This is a genomic window from Janthinobacterium sp. LS2A, assembly GCF_036543145.1.
Taxonomy (GTDB): domain Bacteria; phylum Pseudomonadota; class Gammaproteobacteria; order Burkholderiales; family Burkholderiaceae_D; genus Janthinobacterium; species Janthinobacterium aestuarii.
In genome coordinates, this window is record NZ_JAZHPB010000004.1 from 408,930 (window position 1) to 423,088 (window position 14,159).

A 14,159-nucleotide genomic window follows, 5' to 3' on the forward strand; every position below is an offset into this window, starting at 1 on the left:
CCGGTTCGCCGGGCTTTTTTGCGCCCGCCTGAAAGTTAAACGCTTGTTTGATATAATTTCGCACAATATTAAACAGCTGTTTAAATTATGGGAATGGCATGACGCAAGACAAGGGAAACGAAAGAGAAAGCGAACCGGCGCGCGCGCGCATCCTGCAGGCGGCGGTCCAGCTGTTTGCCGATGAGGGCTACAAGCTCGCGTCCGTGCGCAGGATCTGCGAGGCGGCCCACGTCAACGTGGCGATGGTGAATTACTATTTTCATGGCAAGGAAGAGCTGTATCTGGCCGCCTTCGACCATGCGCGCGAACTGGCGCGCGCCTCGGCTGCGGACGTGGCCGCCGCCAGCGCGCAGGCGCAGCTGCCGCCCGTAGAGCAGTTGCGCCTGGCTATCGAGGCGCTCGTCTCCGACATGCTGCGCTCCGGTTCCGCATCCCTGTTCAGCCGCTTGGTGGCGCGCGAACTGATCGAGCCGACGGCGGCCATCCACAAGCTGGCCGAGCGCAATGTGCGGCCGCAGCATGCGCTGTTCACTCGCCTGATCCGTGGCGTGGTGGGGCCGGCCCTGTCCGACGACGTGGTGCAGAAATGCGTGTTCAGCGTGATTGGGCAGGTGGTGTTCTATGCCCGTTCGCGCATCGTGCATGAGCTGGTGGTACCTGAAATCACCTATGACGAGGCGGGCACCGCCAGCATCGCCCGGCATGTCGCCGCCTTCTCGCTGGCGGCCCTCGACGGCTTGCGCCGCCAATATGCTGCGCAGGCGGACGCATGAAGACGAGAAACCTGACCCTCGTGTTGGCCGGGCTGGCCATGCTGGGCCCGTTCGCCACCGATACCTTCCTGCCATCGTTTCCCGCGATCGGCACGCATTTCGACGTCAGCAGCGTGCTGGTGCAGCAGACCCTGAGCGTCTACCTGGCCGCCTATGCCTTCATGACCTTGTTCTACGGCACCTTGTCCGACTCGTTTGGCCGCCGTCCCGTGATCCTCGCTTCGCTGCTGATCTTTGCCGCCGGCTCCATCGGCGCCGCGTTTGCGCCCAGCTTTGGCTGGCTGCTGTTCTTCCGCAGCATGCAGGGCGCTTCGGCAGGGGCGGGCAGGGTGATCGGCCAAGCCATCGTGCGCGACAGCCTGTCGGGCGCGGGCGCGCAAAAGATGCTGGCCAATATCATGATGGTGTTCGGCATCGCGCCCGCCATCGCCCCCATCATCGGCGGCTGGCTGCATGTGGCCTACGGCTGGCAATCGACGTTCGTGTTCACCTTTTCCGTCACCGTGCTGCTGTTGCTGGCCTGCCTGAAAGGCTTGCCGGAAAGCTTGGCCGTCGAGCAGCGCCAATCTTTTCACCCAGGCAACATCGCGCGCAATTACTGGCTGGCCTTGCGCCATCGGGCGTTCCTGCTGCGTTCGCTGGCCGTGGCCTTCGCCTTTGGCGGCTTCGCCCTGTACATCGCGTCGGCACCGCATTTTATTTTGGAACTGCTGCGCCTGCCGGAAACGGCGTTTGGCTGGATGTTCATCCCCATGGTGGCGGGCCTGGTGGGCGGCTCGGCGCTGTCGGGCAAGCTGGCCCACGCGGTGAAAAGCACCGTGCTGGTGCGCTGGGGCTTGCTGGCCATGGCGGCCACGGGCGCGCTCAATATTGCTTACAACCACTGGTTCGCGGCCAGCATCCCGTTCGCCGTCGTGCCCGTGATGCTGTATGCGTTCGGCATGTCGCTGGCCTTGCCGGGCATGACCATGTCGATGCTCGACATATTCCCGCAGATGCGGGGCCTGGCCGCCTCCCTGCAGAACTTCGTGCAAATGCTGGTGTTTGCGCTGGTGTCCGGTTTTGTCGCACCATTGCTGTTCGACAGCGCATTCAAGCTGGCGCTGGGGCAGGCCTCGGCCGTGGCGCTGGCCGCGTTTTTCTGGTGGCTGGGCACGCGCCAGAACGCGGCGCACGGCGCTACCGGAGTTATCAAAGCGGCATGAACGGGGTTTGAAAAGGTAGGCATGCTTCCTGCTTTGTTACACTGTGACAATCAGACCCCTGCTGCGGCAGCGCAGCACGCGCGTGGGTCTAAGCAGTTTTGCAACTTTACCTTTGGCTATCATGCACTTGATTAACTCCAGTTTGAACCACGCCTTGCGCGTGCCGCTGGCTGCGGAAATCCACTCGCGGCCGTTTTTGCAGCTCGACGCCCCCGAGCTGATCACCCATCTGGCCGTGTATAAAGATGACAGCGCGGCGCTGGGCGCCTCGAATATGGCGGTCCAGCACGCCACCTTGGCGGCCCTGTGCACGCATTTCGGCGTCACGCCGCCCGCTGCCGAAGCCAAGTACTTCTATTACGACTTTGGCCGCTTCCGCCTGAAATGGGAATGCCACACGGAATTTGCCACGTTTACCTTTGCCGAGCATCCTGGTGCCGCCTTGCCCCTGGAACAAGCGTTCGAGCGCATGCCGCTGGAACAGTTGCCGCAGCAATGGCTGGTGGGCTTGAAGGGCAAGCTGATGGTGGCGGCCCACGTGGTGCTCGAGCAGGCGACCGAGCCGGCCGAGATCTTCATGCAGGGCTTGTCGCGCGTGTTCGAGGGCAATACCCTGGCCGGCAGCAAGGTGCTGCAGGGCGGCGAATTGTGGACGGATTTCACGATCCAGTCGGACGGTTTCAGCCGTTTCGTCATCCGCGATGCGGGCATGCGCTCGCAGCAGTCGGGCCGATTGGTACAGCGCGTGCTGGAAATCGAAACCTACCGCATGATGGCTTTGCTGGGCTTGCCCTATGCCATGCAGGCGGCACCATCGTTGAACGCCATCGAAAATGAGCTGGCGACCCTGGCCGCCGCCATGGTGGACACGGACGACGCACCGGGCCTGGCCAAGAGCGACGACGGTGTCTCCGAGCAAGGCTTGCTCGACCGCATCACGCGCCTGGCCGCCCGCATTGAAAAGCTGTCACTCGACAATAGCTACCGTTTTTCCGCCTCGAAAGCCTACATGGGCCTCGTCAAGGCGCGCATCGACGAGTTGCGCGAAGTGCGCATCGAAGGCATCCCGACGGTCGAGGAATTCATGGACCGCCGCCTGACACCGGCCATGAACACGTGCGAAGCGATGGCCAGCCGCCAGGAAGCGATGGCGCAGCGCATTGCCAACACGAATGACTTGCTGCGCACGCGCGTGGGCATCGTGCAGGAATTGCAGAACCGGCAAATCCTGCAATCGATGAATGCGCGCGCCGCACAGCAGCTGCGCTTGCAGCAAGCGGTGGAAGGCCTGTCCGTGGCGGCGATCTCGTATTACGTGATCGGCCTGTTCAGCTACACGGGCAAGGCGGCCAAGGTGATGGGGCTGCCCGTGAATCCGGAAATCCTCGTCGGTGCCCTGGTACCGTTCGTGGCGGCCGCCGTCTGGCTGGGCCTGCGGCGCATGCACCACAAGCTGCACGCGGACTGAACAGGACGACGCTGCGCTGTCATATTTGCTATCTTTCAACATTCGACCGTCAGGTGTTTTGAAAGGAAGTTGCGTGCTACCGAATGTTGGCGATGTTTACAGTGTGTTTTCGTCCGAGCTGCAGCAGTATGTGGCTTGCCAGGTCACCCGCATCAAGGATGCGTCCTCGTCCAGGCCGGTAGCTGCCGTGCTGGAGCTGGACTGGACCGGCGACGCCTTGCCCGATGCGGCGGCCGTGCAAGCCATGCGGCCGCTGCTGTGCGACTATTTCTTCTGGAATAATCGCCACGACCACTGCTATGCCACGGCAAACGTGCCGCCTGGCCATACTCTCGTGGGCAATATCGCGCCGCTGGTCGATGTGGAAGTCAACAGCTACCGCAGCGGCTGGAACGTGGGCGACAGCGTGCTGCGCCAGCGCAACTGGGAGCGCATCGACCCGTTGCGGCGCCAGCAATTCAAGGCGGCGTCGGACGAGCGTGAAGTAACCGTCGGCGGCCAGGTCTTGCGGCAGGACGCGACGAAAATCGATGACAGTGTCTTGCAGGCGCTGGGCGACATATCCGAGCTGGAGCAACTGCCTTGCCTGATGTCGATCGAGACCGCCGATGGCTCGCAAGCCTTGATGGAGTTTATCCAGGGCAACCCCTTCATCAATGAGCTGCACTGGCAATCATCGACGGTGCATGCGCTCGATTTCAGCGGCAGCGGCTTGAACCGGCTGATCCTGCAGTCCGATGGCGTTACCAGCCTGGTCTTGAACAAAGGCTTGAGCCTGCTCGCGTTGCGCGGTGCGCCATCGCCGGCGCTGCGCATCGACGATGGCGCCGACGGCCGCCATTTGACACTGCAGTGCACGCAGACGCTGGCGCCGTTCCACGGCCTCGGCCAGTTGGGCGGCCTGTCGCTGGTCAGCATGAAGGAAGTTGACCTGGCGCAAGTGGCGCGGCGCTTTCCCCATCTGAAGGCCTTGCGCATCTGGGGCAAGCCGGGGCTGGCGTCGCACATGGCCAGCCTGGCGCAACTGAGCCAGCTGCGGATGTTCACCGCCTATGACTTGTTCGGTTACACGGCGGAGGAGTTTCCATCGGCCACGCAATTGCCGCAGCTGTCGGCCTTGTGGCTGACCAGCTTGCCCGCCGATGTGGCCAAGGCCATCAAGGCCGGCTACAAGAGGGCGGCGGCGCTGGGACTGGACTTGTCGGTGACCAAGGCGCGCAAGCCGGAATGGCTGGCGGACAACCTGCTCAACCCGTTCCGCGACTGGGATGGCCGCGAACATATTTCTCCCGCGTATGCGAAAAAGGCGGCGCTGGCCTACAAGAACATGCTGGCCGTGACGCGCGGCATCGATGCCGCCATGGACGCGACGGCGGCCGCCGCAGCGCTGGAGGCGATGGTCGCCGCCTATGTCGATGCATTCAACAAGATCGAGCGGCGGGCCAGCATCATCGAGACGGTCGAGCGCGAGGAAATCTACTCGGTGCTGGCGGAACTGCTGGTGCAGCTAAGTGGGCAACTGAGCGGGCAGGGCGTTGTGCTGGTCGATGAGGCTGCCTTGCTGGACCTGTTCGACCGCTTGCGCGAATTTTAGTTTTTCATGAGCTAGAAAAAAAGTTCTAGACATCGAGTTCTAGAATCGGTATTCTGGCGGCATGTTAAAAAATACCTCCACTCCCCATCCCACGGCCGCCGAACTGGACCTGCTGCGCATCTTGTGGCAGCGCGGTCCGTCCGACGCCCGCGCCGTGTATGACGCGCTGGCCGCCGAGCGTGCCGACGCCAGTTACGCCACCGTGCTACGCCAGTTGCAGCTGATGCATGGCAAGGGCTTGCTGAGCCGCGATGAAAGCCAGCGTCCGCAACTGTATGCGGCCGTCGAAGCGCAGGAAAAGTTACAGACCAGCTTGCTCAAGGACTTGATCGGCAAGGTGTTTTCCGGTTCCGGCAAGGCGCTCGTGCTGACGGCGCTGCGCGAGCACGTGAGCGACGCGGAACGCCTGGAAATCGAAAAAATCCTGCGCAGCAAGGATGGCGGCGCGCCATGAACCTGGACATGGGCTTGGGCGTTGAGTTGGGCAAGCTTGTCCCTGCGCTGGGCTGGGTCCTGCTGTATTTTGTCTGGCAGGGCGTGATCGTCGGCGCAGTGTCCGCCGTCCTGCTCTGGCTGCTGCGCCACGCCAGCGCGCGCTGGCGCTATGCCGTGTGCGCGCTGGCGCTGCTGCTGTGTCTGTGCATTCCCTCGCTCCACCTTCTGTCTCTGCTGTCGGGCACATCGCCAGCCCAGCTGGCGGTAGACGCGCCGCCGGCCTGGCGCGCCGCGCTGCAAGCGTGGATGCCAGCCCTGGTGCTGGCCTGGAGCGCTGGTGTTGGCCTGATGAGCTTGCGCCTGTGCCTGGGCCTGGCCTGGGTCGGCAAGCTGCGCCGCCAGGCAGTAGCCGCCCCGGCCGTCTGGCAGGCGCGCCTCGATGCGCTGGCCCTGCGCATGGGCTTGCACCGGCGGCCGCCGCTGAAGCTGCACGCGGGCCTGGCCAGTCCTGTGACGGTGGGCTTTTGGCGCCCCGTCATCCTGCTGCCGGCCGCCTTGCTGAGCGGCATGCCCGTCGCCTTGCTCGAAGCGCTGCTGGCGCATGAACTGGCCCACGTGCGGCGCTGGGATTACCTGGTCAACCTGCTGCAAAGCGTGGCCGAGGCGCTGCTGTTCTTTCACCCTGTCGTCTGGTGGTTGTCGGCGCGCATGCGGGCCGAGCGCGAACAGGTGGCCGATGCCCTGGCTGCGCAAGCGCTGCAGGATCCGCAGCGGCTGGCCACGGCGCTGCATGCGCTGTCCTTGCACACGGTCGCGCCAAACCATTCTGGCTTGCTGATGTCGGCCCGGGGCGGGGCGTTGCTCACGCGCATAGAACGCTTGATGGCGCCCGGCCTTGATACCGGCAGCTGGAAGATGGCCGTGCCCGCCTTGCTGCTGGCCTGCGCCACCTTGCTGCTGCAGACGCAGGGCAAGCCCGAAGTCAGCGGGGCGATCCTGGCCGAAGCCGCAGCCGGCATGCTGGACTTGCCCGTCAGCGCGAAACACATGCTGGTGTTCGATGACGCCAGCGGCAAGGTGCTGATGGCGAAAGACGCGGACGCCGTCGTGCCCATCGCCTCGATCACCAAGCTGATGACGGCCATGGTGGTGCTCGACGCGGGGCAGGATCATGATGAGCAGGTGCGCATCGTGCGCGCCGATGGCGATGCGTCCTTGCAGCGCCACAGCCTGCTGGCCGATGGCGTGGCCGTGTCGCGCGGCGCGCTGTTGCAACTGGCGCTGCTGCCGTCCGAAAACCGCGCCGCCGCCGCGCTGGCGCGCACTTATCCTGGCGGCAGCGCGGCTTTTAATGACGCCTTGCAAGCGAAGATCCGCCACCTAGGCTTGCGCCGTACTACCTTGCTGGACCCCGTCGGCAGTTCGCCCGCGAATACGTCCACGGCCAGCGAGGTGGCGAAGATCGTCGCGGCCGCCGCGCGCTATCCGGACATCGCGCGCATCACCAGCCACCCGCAAGCGAGCGTGGCCGTCAATGGCAAGACACGCACCTTGCACAACACCAACCCGCTGGTCGGTGGCAAGGGCTGGGACATTGTGCTGTCCAAGACGGGCAGCAGCCACGAGGCGGGCAGCTGCCTGACGATGCGCATGCGCAGCGGCGGCAAGCACGTCACCATCGTACTGCTGGACGCCGACGGCGCACAGCGGCGCTCGCTCGACGCGGGACACATCCGCGACACCCTGGCCGACAGGACCGGTCGCATGCATTGATACCCCCCCCGGGCGCGCCAGTGCGGGCGCCCTTTTTTTACACTCTGGAGATGAAGATGACACTATTGGCGAAGTTGATGCTGGCTACGGTTGCGACCATGGCGGCTGGTACGGTGCAGGCGAAGACGCCGGTGACTGTGCAGGATAAACCGGTGAATTGCGACAATTGCAAGGAATGGAACGCGCCCGTCAAGCCGTTCAATGTCTTTGGCAATACCTGGTATGTGGGCACGGCCGGCCTGTCGGCCGTGCTGGTGACGAGTCCGCAAGGTCATATCCTGCTCGACGGCGCGCTGCCGCAATCGGCGCCGTTGATCATCGCAAACATCAAGGCGCTGGGCTTTCGCATCGAGGACGTGAAATACATCCTCAATTCCCACGCGCATTGGGACCATGCGGGCGGCATCGCCGCGCTGCAGCGGGCCAGCGGCGCCACCGTGATGGCCAGCGCAGCGGCCGCCCCCGTGCTGCAAAGCGGCACCAATGGCAAGGACGATCCGCAATACCAGGCCGATCCCGTCGTGCATGTGGCCAAGGTAAGCAAGGTCAGCCTGGTGGGCGAGGGCGATACCGTCAAGGTTGGACCGTTGACCCTGACGGCCCACATGACGCCGGGCCACACCCCCGGCGGCACGACATGGACGTGGACGTCGTGCGAAGGTCAGCGCTGCCTGGACGTCGTGTATGCGGATAGCCTGAACCCGTATTCGAGCGGCGATTTCCGCTATACGGGCAAAGGCGCGGGCAAAGGTGGCACGCCCGATATTTCGGCCTCGTTCGAAGCGAGCATCGCCAAGGTGGCCGCCTTGCCATGCGACATCATCATCCCCGTGCATCCGGGCACGACGGACGTGCTGGGCAAGGCCGCCAGGCGCAGCGGCTCGGACAATCCCCTGATCGACGCCAGCGCCTGCCGCGCCTATGCGGCCGAAGCGGGCGGTTTGCTGGCCAAGAAGCTGGCGAAAGAGCGGGGCGAGGCGGCGCCTCTCGACGCCAAGGGCGCCGCGCACGTGCATTAAGTTTTTTACTCTGCCGCCTGGCGCTGTTTGTGCAGGCGTTTCAGGAATACCGTCATTTCCTTGTCGGCTTGCAGGTCGCCTTGCTGCTGGGCCACTGTCACGCCGGTGGTCCAGGCGGCCTGCGCTTCGTCCAGCCGGCCCAGCTGGTGCAAGGCCTTGCCCAGCAGTTTCCAGGCGGCGGAATAGCCGGGCTGCTGCACGGTGGCTTGCGCCAGGTGCAGGGCCGCTTGCTCGGCGTCATGCTCTTTCAGGCAGGCGTCGCCCAGGCCAAAGCGCAGCAGGGCGTTGTCGCGCCCCTGCGCCAGCAGTTTTTCCAGATTTTCACGCATCAAGAGCCCCGTTAATATGCAAGTTTATTCTTGCATATTAACGTTTCCTCTTGCAAGTAACAAGCCCGCGTTCAATCCCGCATCTCCACCACCAGCTTGCCGCGCGCGCTGCCGTCGATTTGCGCCGCGTGCGCATCGTGCGCCGTGTGCAAGGTAAAGCGGCGTGGATCGAGCCGCACCTGCAGCTTTCCCGCCTCGATCAGCTTGTTGGCTTCGCGCAGGATGGCGCCATGGCGCGCATGATGCTCACCGCTCAACAGGGGGAGCAGGGTGAACACGCCCGAGTACGTCGCCGCGCGCGCTGTCAGCGGGCTCAGGGCGAACGTGCCCCAGCCGAGGCAACTGACGACGTGGCCGCCGTAGAGGCGTGCCGCCTGGAAGCTGGCGTCCAGGGTGGCGCCGCCCACCGTGTCGTAGACGATGTCGAAGCCGGCGCCGCCCGTATGTTCGGCCACGTAGTCGTCCACCGTGCTGGTCCGGTAATCGATGAAACGGGCGCCCAGCGCTTCGATGGCATCGCGGCTGGCGGCGCTGCCCGTGGCATACACCGTGGCGTCAAGGGCGACGGCAAGCTGCACGGCCATGTGGCCCACGCCGCCCGCGCCGCCATGCACGAGTACGCTGTCGCCCGCCTTCACGTGGGCGCGGTCGACCAAACCTTCCCAGGCCGTGATGAAGACGAGGGGCAGGGCGGCCGCCTCGCGCATGCCCAGCGCTGGCGGCACGGGCGCCAGCAGCGCGGCGTCAAAGACGCCGTACTCGGCCAGCGAGCCCTGGATGCCGCCGATGCCGCCCGCCATGCCATACACTGTTGCGCCAACGTGAAAAGTCGTCACGCCATCGCCGACGGCTTCCACCGTGCCGGCCACGTCGATGCCGAGGATGGCAGGCAGGCGGGGCCGGGCGTGCGGGGCGGCGCCGGCGGCGATTTTCGTGTCGAGCGGATTGACGCCGCTGGCAGCGATACGCACGAGGACTTGCCCGGGGCCGGGCTGCGGCACGGGAACGTTTTCGATGGTCATGGGGGCGGCAAAGCTGGTGAGGACGAGGGCTTGCATGGGATTCTCCTGTGGTTGATGCCCCAGTCTAGGCGGTGACGGCACAAAGAAAAATGGGGCGCGGCCCCATGCACTATTTCGATATCGTGGATAATCATAGTCAAACAGGAGGGAGTGCATGGACAGGCTGGAAGCGATGCAGGTGTTTTGCGCCGTGGTCGAGGCGGGCGGTTTCAGCAAGGCGGCGCAGCGCCTGGGCATTTCGACCTCGTCCGTGACGAACCAGGTGGCGGCGCTGGAAAAACACTTTGGCGTACGGCTCTTGCAGCGCACCACGCGCAGCATGTCGCTGACGGCCGAAGGCCAGCAATGCCATGCGCAGGCGCGCCAGATGCTGGCCGACATGGCGGCGCTGGAGTCCAGTCTTGAACAAGCGGCCGGGAAACCGTCGGGCAGCTTGCGCGTGGATATGCCCAGCAGCATCAGCCGCAACCTCGTGGCGCCCGCTTTGCCCCGCTTTATGGCCGCTTATCCCGACATTTCCCTGCGCCTGACCGTCAGCGACCGCCTGGTCGACATGGTGGAAGAGGGCATCGATGTGATGCTGCGCATCGGCGAACCGCAGGATTCGTCGCTGGTGGCGCGCAGCCTGCTGAACATGGATTATCTGTGCTGCGCCTCGCCCGCCTTTGTTGCCCGGCATGGCCTGCCGCGCACGCCGCAGGAGCTGGACCAGTTTGCCTGCCTGCATTTCCTGTATCCGAAATCGCGCCAGGTGCGGCCCTGGCTGTTCCAGGCCAAGGCTGGAGAGGATGGTGATGCGGCATATGCGCACACGCCGCCGGCCGCCTTGGCCTTCGACCATATCGAATCGATGATCGCCGCCGCCCAGGCCGGCTGCGGCATCGTGCAGGCGTTGTCGGTTTCCGTGCTGCAGCCGTTGCGTGAAGGCAGCCTCGTACCCGTGCTGCAACCGTTCCGCACGCGGGGGCCGGGCCTGTGGGCGCTGTTCCATCCGCGCCAGCTGCGCGCGGCCAAGGTGCAGGTGTTCGTGGAGTTTTTGACGCAGATGTTTGATGAAGGCTTTAATGAGAATTGATTATCAATTATAATGCAAGCCTATTGCATTGAATTGCCCATTGTCAGGAATCCCCATGTCCGTGTTTTTACGCCGCCCCGTGGCGCTCTTGCTGGCCGCCGCCAGCCCCTGGTCACTGGCAGTCGATGGTGCGCAGGCTGATGACGTCGTTACCGTCAAGGCGGAGCGCCAGCATTACCGCAGTTTATCCGCCACGGGCGCCACCAAGACGGACGCCTTGCTGATGGACTTGCCGCAAAGCGTGCGCGTGCTGACCGGCGACCTGCTGCGCGACGCGGGCGTGACGACTTTGACCGGCGCGCTGGACCTGGCCAGCGGTATTTCCAAACAAAGCCCGCTGGGCGGCCTGTGGGACAGCTACGCCATGCGCGGTTTCACGGGCGACCCGAATTTCGGTTCCGACTATATGGTCAACGGTTTCAGTTCCAGCCGCGGCTACAACGGCATGCGCGACGGCGGCAATACGCAGGCAGTGGAAGTGCTGAAAGGCCCCGCATCGGCCCTGTACGGCCGTGGCGAGCCGGGCGGCACGGTGAACATCACGACGAAAAAGCCGAAGTTCGCGCCGGAATACAGCGCCGATGTATCGCTCGGCAGCTTCCAGACGCGCCGCGCCGCCCTGGATTTGACGGGACCCTTGAGCGGCACCATCGCCTACCGCCTGAACGCGGCGCATGAAGAAGGGGACAGCTTCCGCGATACGGTGAAAGTCGAGCGCAGCCTGTTTTCGCCGTCCTTCCTCTGGCTGGTGGGCGAGCATACGACGGTGTCGTATGAAATCGAGGCCGTGCGGCAGCGCGCGCCGTTCGACCGCGGCGTCGTCGCCGTAAATGGCCAGCTGGGACTTGTCCCCGTGTCACGCTTCCTGGGCGAACCGGGCGACGGTCCCATGACGGTCAAGTCGCTGGGGCAGCAGCTGTTCATCCACCACGCCTTGTCCGACGACTGGACGGTGCAGGCGGGCGCTTCCTACCGCGACAGCGAATTGAGCGGCTATTCGACCGAGGCGAACAGGCTGCTGGCCGATGGCCACACCCTGCAACGCCAGCGCCGCCACCGCGATTTCTCGGCCACCGACGTGTCGGCACGCGTTGAAGTGCTGGGCAAGTTCGGGACGGGCGCGCTGGCGCACGAAGTGCTGGCCGGTGTCGATGCCTATCATTTCGACGACCACCGGGTGCAGCTGCGCCGCAATCCCTCGGCCGCGAATGGCTATGCCATCGATATTTTCAATCCTGTGTATGGCGGCAAGGCCGATCCGCTGGCCCTGTCCATCGACACGCAGGAAGGGCAAAGGGCGCGTGGCCTGTATGCGCAGGACCAGATCGACCTGGGTGCGCAATGGAAGGCGCTGGTCGGCGTGCGCCACGATAGCTACACGCAGGATGTGAGGAACAATCGCCTGCAGGTGAGCAACCGCCAGTCGCTGTCGGCCACCAGCCCCCGCGCGGGCCTCGTCTACCAGCCGACGAAGGCGTGGTCGCTGTATGCGAGCGCGGCCAAGGGTTTCCGGCCCAACAGCGGCATCAGCATAGCCAACCAGGCGTTCCCGGCCGAGCGCAGCCGCTCGTATGAGCTGGGCGCCAAGCTGGAAACGGGCAAGCTGACGGGCACTGTGGCCGTGTACGACATCCGCAAGAGCAATGTGCTGACGACCAATCCCGCCAACACGGACTTCGCCATCGCGGCGGGCGAGGTGGGCAGCCGGGGACTGGAGCTCGACGTGTCGGGCGAAGTGGCGCGCGGCTTGCGCGTCTCGGGCGCCTATGCCTACACCAATGCCACCGTCACGCGCGGCGACAATACGATCGTGACGGGCAGCCGCTTCGCCAACGTGCCACGCCACAGCGCCAATCTGCTGGCCACCCAGCAATTCGCACTGGGCACGGGCACGGCCAGCGTGGGCGGCGGCCTGCAATACGTGGGCGAGCGCCTGGGCGACGTCGCCGTCAGCAGCAAATTTACCTTGCCGGCCTATACGACGGCCAAACTGCTGGCATCGTACTCGCCGACGGCGAAACTGCGTCTGGCCCTGAACGTGGAAAACCTGTTCAACCGCAGCTATTATGCGAGTTCCTATAGCCAGCTTTGGGTGGCGCCGGGGGCGGAGCGTACGGTGACGTTGAATGCGCATTACCGGTTTTGATGTATTCACCCAACAGCAAAGTGCTGGGGTCGGACCCGCCGGGGGAATATGCCCCAATGGGGCATATTCCGATTCCGAAGGAACTGACCCCAGTTTCTGCTGTTGGGGTACGCACGCTACTCTTATCCTTACATTTAAAATGAATAAATGACCGTTCCCACTCCCCTGACTTCCCCCGCCATCCTGGGCGCCCGCATTGCCGTCATCGACGTCATGCGCGGCCTCGTCATGCTGATCATGCTGTTCGACCATGTGCGCGAAACGTTCTTTCTGCATCACCAGGTCAGCGACCCCATGGATGCGGCCCACGTCGACCCGGCCCTGTTCTTCACGCGCCTGGCCGCCCACGTGTGTGCGCCCATGTTCGTCTTTTTGACGGGTTTGTCGGCCTGGCTGTATGCGCATCCGGCCGCCGGTCCGCGCAGCGCTACCGGCTTTTTGTTCAAGCGGGGCTTGCTGCTGGTCGTGCTGGAACTGGTGTTCGTCAACTTTGCCTGGATGGGCACTTTCACGCCGGCGATCCTGTATCTGCAGGTGATCTGGGTCATCGGCCTGGCCATGATGGCGCTGGCCGTGCTGCACAAGCTGCCGTTGAAAGTGCTGGTCGTGCTGGGCGTGGCGATTGTCGCCGGCCAGCATTTGTTTACCTGGCTGCACGCGGAAGAGGGCAGCGTTGGCTACTATCTGCTGACGGTGCTGCTGCAACGCGGTTATCTGGTCGCCGATGGCGCCATGAAAATCAAGGTCAGCTATCCGCTGCTGCCGTGGATAGGCGTGATCGTGCTCGGCTATGCGGCTGGCCCCCTGTATGCTCGCGGGCTGTCTGCCGAAGGACGGCGTCGCCTGCTGCTGGCGCTGGGCGGCGGCAGTTTGCTGCTGCTGGCTGTGTTGCGCGGCTTTAATCTGTATGGCGAAACTTTGCCGTGGGTGGCCGGCGACACGGCCTTGCGCACGGCCATGAGCGTGCTGAACTTCACCAAGTATCCGCCGTCGCTGGATTTCCTGCTGTTTACCCTGGGCCTGGGCTTGCTGGGCATGGCCTGGCTGGAAAGCGTCGATAACTGGTTTACGCGCGCTTGCGCCACCTTTGGCGGCGCGCCCATGTTCTATTATTTGCTGCACCTGTATCTGCTGCTGGCCATCGGCATCACCTTGACGGCTGTGCTGGGCGCCAATCACGGCAACCGTTATGGCGTCGAGCACATCTGGCAAGTGTGGCTGATCGCGCTGGCCCTGATGCCCGTGCTGTATTTCCCTTGCCGCGCGTTCGCCAATTACAAGCGCACCTCGAAGCAGGCCTGGGTGCGCTACTTCTAAGCT

The 14,159-nt window shown here is 64.2% G+C and carries 12 protein-coding genes; 10 read left to right on the forward strand and 2 right to left on the reverse strand.

Features of this window, described 5'->3' with window-relative positions:
• Positions 1–98: 98 nt before the first annotated feature.
• The 7 genes from V3C40_RS14680 to bla all read left to right on the forward strand — a co-directional run bounded on the left by V3C40_RS14680 (position 99) and on the right by bla (position 8,267).
• Positions 99–773 carry a CerR family C-terminal domain-containing protein gene (locus V3C40_RS14680; protein WP_331777817.1) on the forward strand — a complete coding sequence of 225 codons (675 nt, stop codon included), beginning with the start codon at positions 99–101 and terminating at the stop codon, positions 771–773.
• On the forward strand, positions 770–1,978 hold the full coding sequence (locus V3C40_RS14685) for a multidrug effflux MFS transporter (protein ID WP_331777818.1): 1,209 nt from the start codon (positions 770–772) through the stop codon (positions 1,976–1,978). The genes V3C40_RS14680 and V3C40_RS14685 overlap by 4 nt, the downstream gene beginning before the upstream one ends.
• 121 nt (positions 1,979–2,099) lie before the next feature.
• Positions 2,100–3,446, forward strand: coding sequence for a DUF3422 family protein (locus V3C40_RS14690; RefSeq protein ID WP_331777819.1), 1,347 nt, complete (start codon positions 2,100–2,102; stop codon positions 3,444–3,446).
• Between the two features lie 73 nt (positions 3,447–3,519).
• A complete protein-coding gene (locus V3C40_RS14695) occupies positions 3,520–5,040 on the forward strand; it encodes a hypothetical protein (RefSeq protein ID WP_331777820.1) in 1,521 nt (506 codons plus the stop codon).
• A gap of 61 nt (positions 5,041–5,101) precedes the next feature.
• Positions 5,102–5,494 (forward strand): BlaI/MecI/CopY family transcriptional regulator, encoded by a 393-nt coding sequence (locus V3C40_RS14700; RefSeq protein WP_034757543.1) that lies wholly within the window; start codon positions 5,102–5,104, stop codon positions 5,492–5,494.
• Positions 5,491–7,248 carry a M56 family metallopeptidase gene (locus tag V3C40_RS14705; RefSeq protein ID WP_331777821.1) on the forward strand — a complete coding sequence of 586 codons (1,758 nt, stop codon included), beginning with the start codon at positions 5,491–5,493 and terminating at the stop codon, positions 7,246–7,248. The genes V3C40_RS14700 and V3C40_RS14705 overlap by 4 nt, the downstream gene beginning before the upstream one ends.
• Before the next feature lie 56 nt (positions 7,249–7,304).
• Positions 7,305–8,267 (forward strand): subclass B3 metallo-beta-lactamase, encoded by a 963-nt coding sequence (gene bla / locus V3C40_RS14710; protein WP_331777822.1) that lies wholly within the window; start codon positions 7,305–7,307, stop codon positions 8,265–8,267.
• Between the two features lie 5 nt (positions 8,268–8,272).
• Here bla and V3C40_RS14715 read toward each other — a convergent pair whose 3' ends face one another.
• Both V3C40_RS14715 and V3C40_RS14720 read right to left on the reverse strand, forming a co-directional pair.
• A complete protein-coding gene (locus V3C40_RS14715) occupies positions 8,273–8,596 on the reverse strand; it encodes a tetratricopeptide repeat protein (RefSeq protein WP_070304382.1) in 324 nt (107 codons plus the stop codon).
• 71 nt (positions 8,597–8,667) lie between these two features.
• Complete coding sequence (locus tag V3C40_RS14720) at positions 8,668–9,654, reverse strand: zinc-dependent alcohol dehydrogenase family protein (RefSeq protein WP_331777823.1); 987 nt, start codon at positions 9,652–9,654, stop codon at positions 8,668–8,670.
• Between the two features lie 118 nt (positions 9,655–9,772).
• Between V3C40_RS14720 and V3C40_RS14725 the strand changes: the two genes are divergently transcribed.
• From V3C40_RS14725 to V3C40_RS14735, 3 genes are all read left to right on the forward strand, one after another.
• Positions 9,773–10,693, forward strand: coding sequence for a LysR family transcriptional regulator (locus V3C40_RS14725; protein ID WP_331777824.1), 921 nt, complete (start codon positions 9,773–9,775; stop codon positions 10,691–10,693).
• Positions 10,694–10,748: 55 nt separating this feature from the next.
• Positions 10,749–12,839: a TonB-dependent siderophore receptor gene (locus V3C40_RS14730; RefSeq protein WP_331777825.1), complete on the forward strand. Its 2,091-nt coding sequence runs from the start codon at positions 10,749–10,751 to the stop codon at positions 12,837–12,839.
• A gap of 147 nt (positions 12,840–12,986) precedes the next feature.
• A complete protein-coding gene (locus V3C40_RS14735) occupies positions 12,987–14,156 on the forward strand; it encodes a DUF1624 domain-containing protein (RefSeq protein WP_331777826.1) in 1,170 nt (389 codons plus the stop codon).
• Positions 14,157–14,159: the final 3 nt, after the last annotated feature.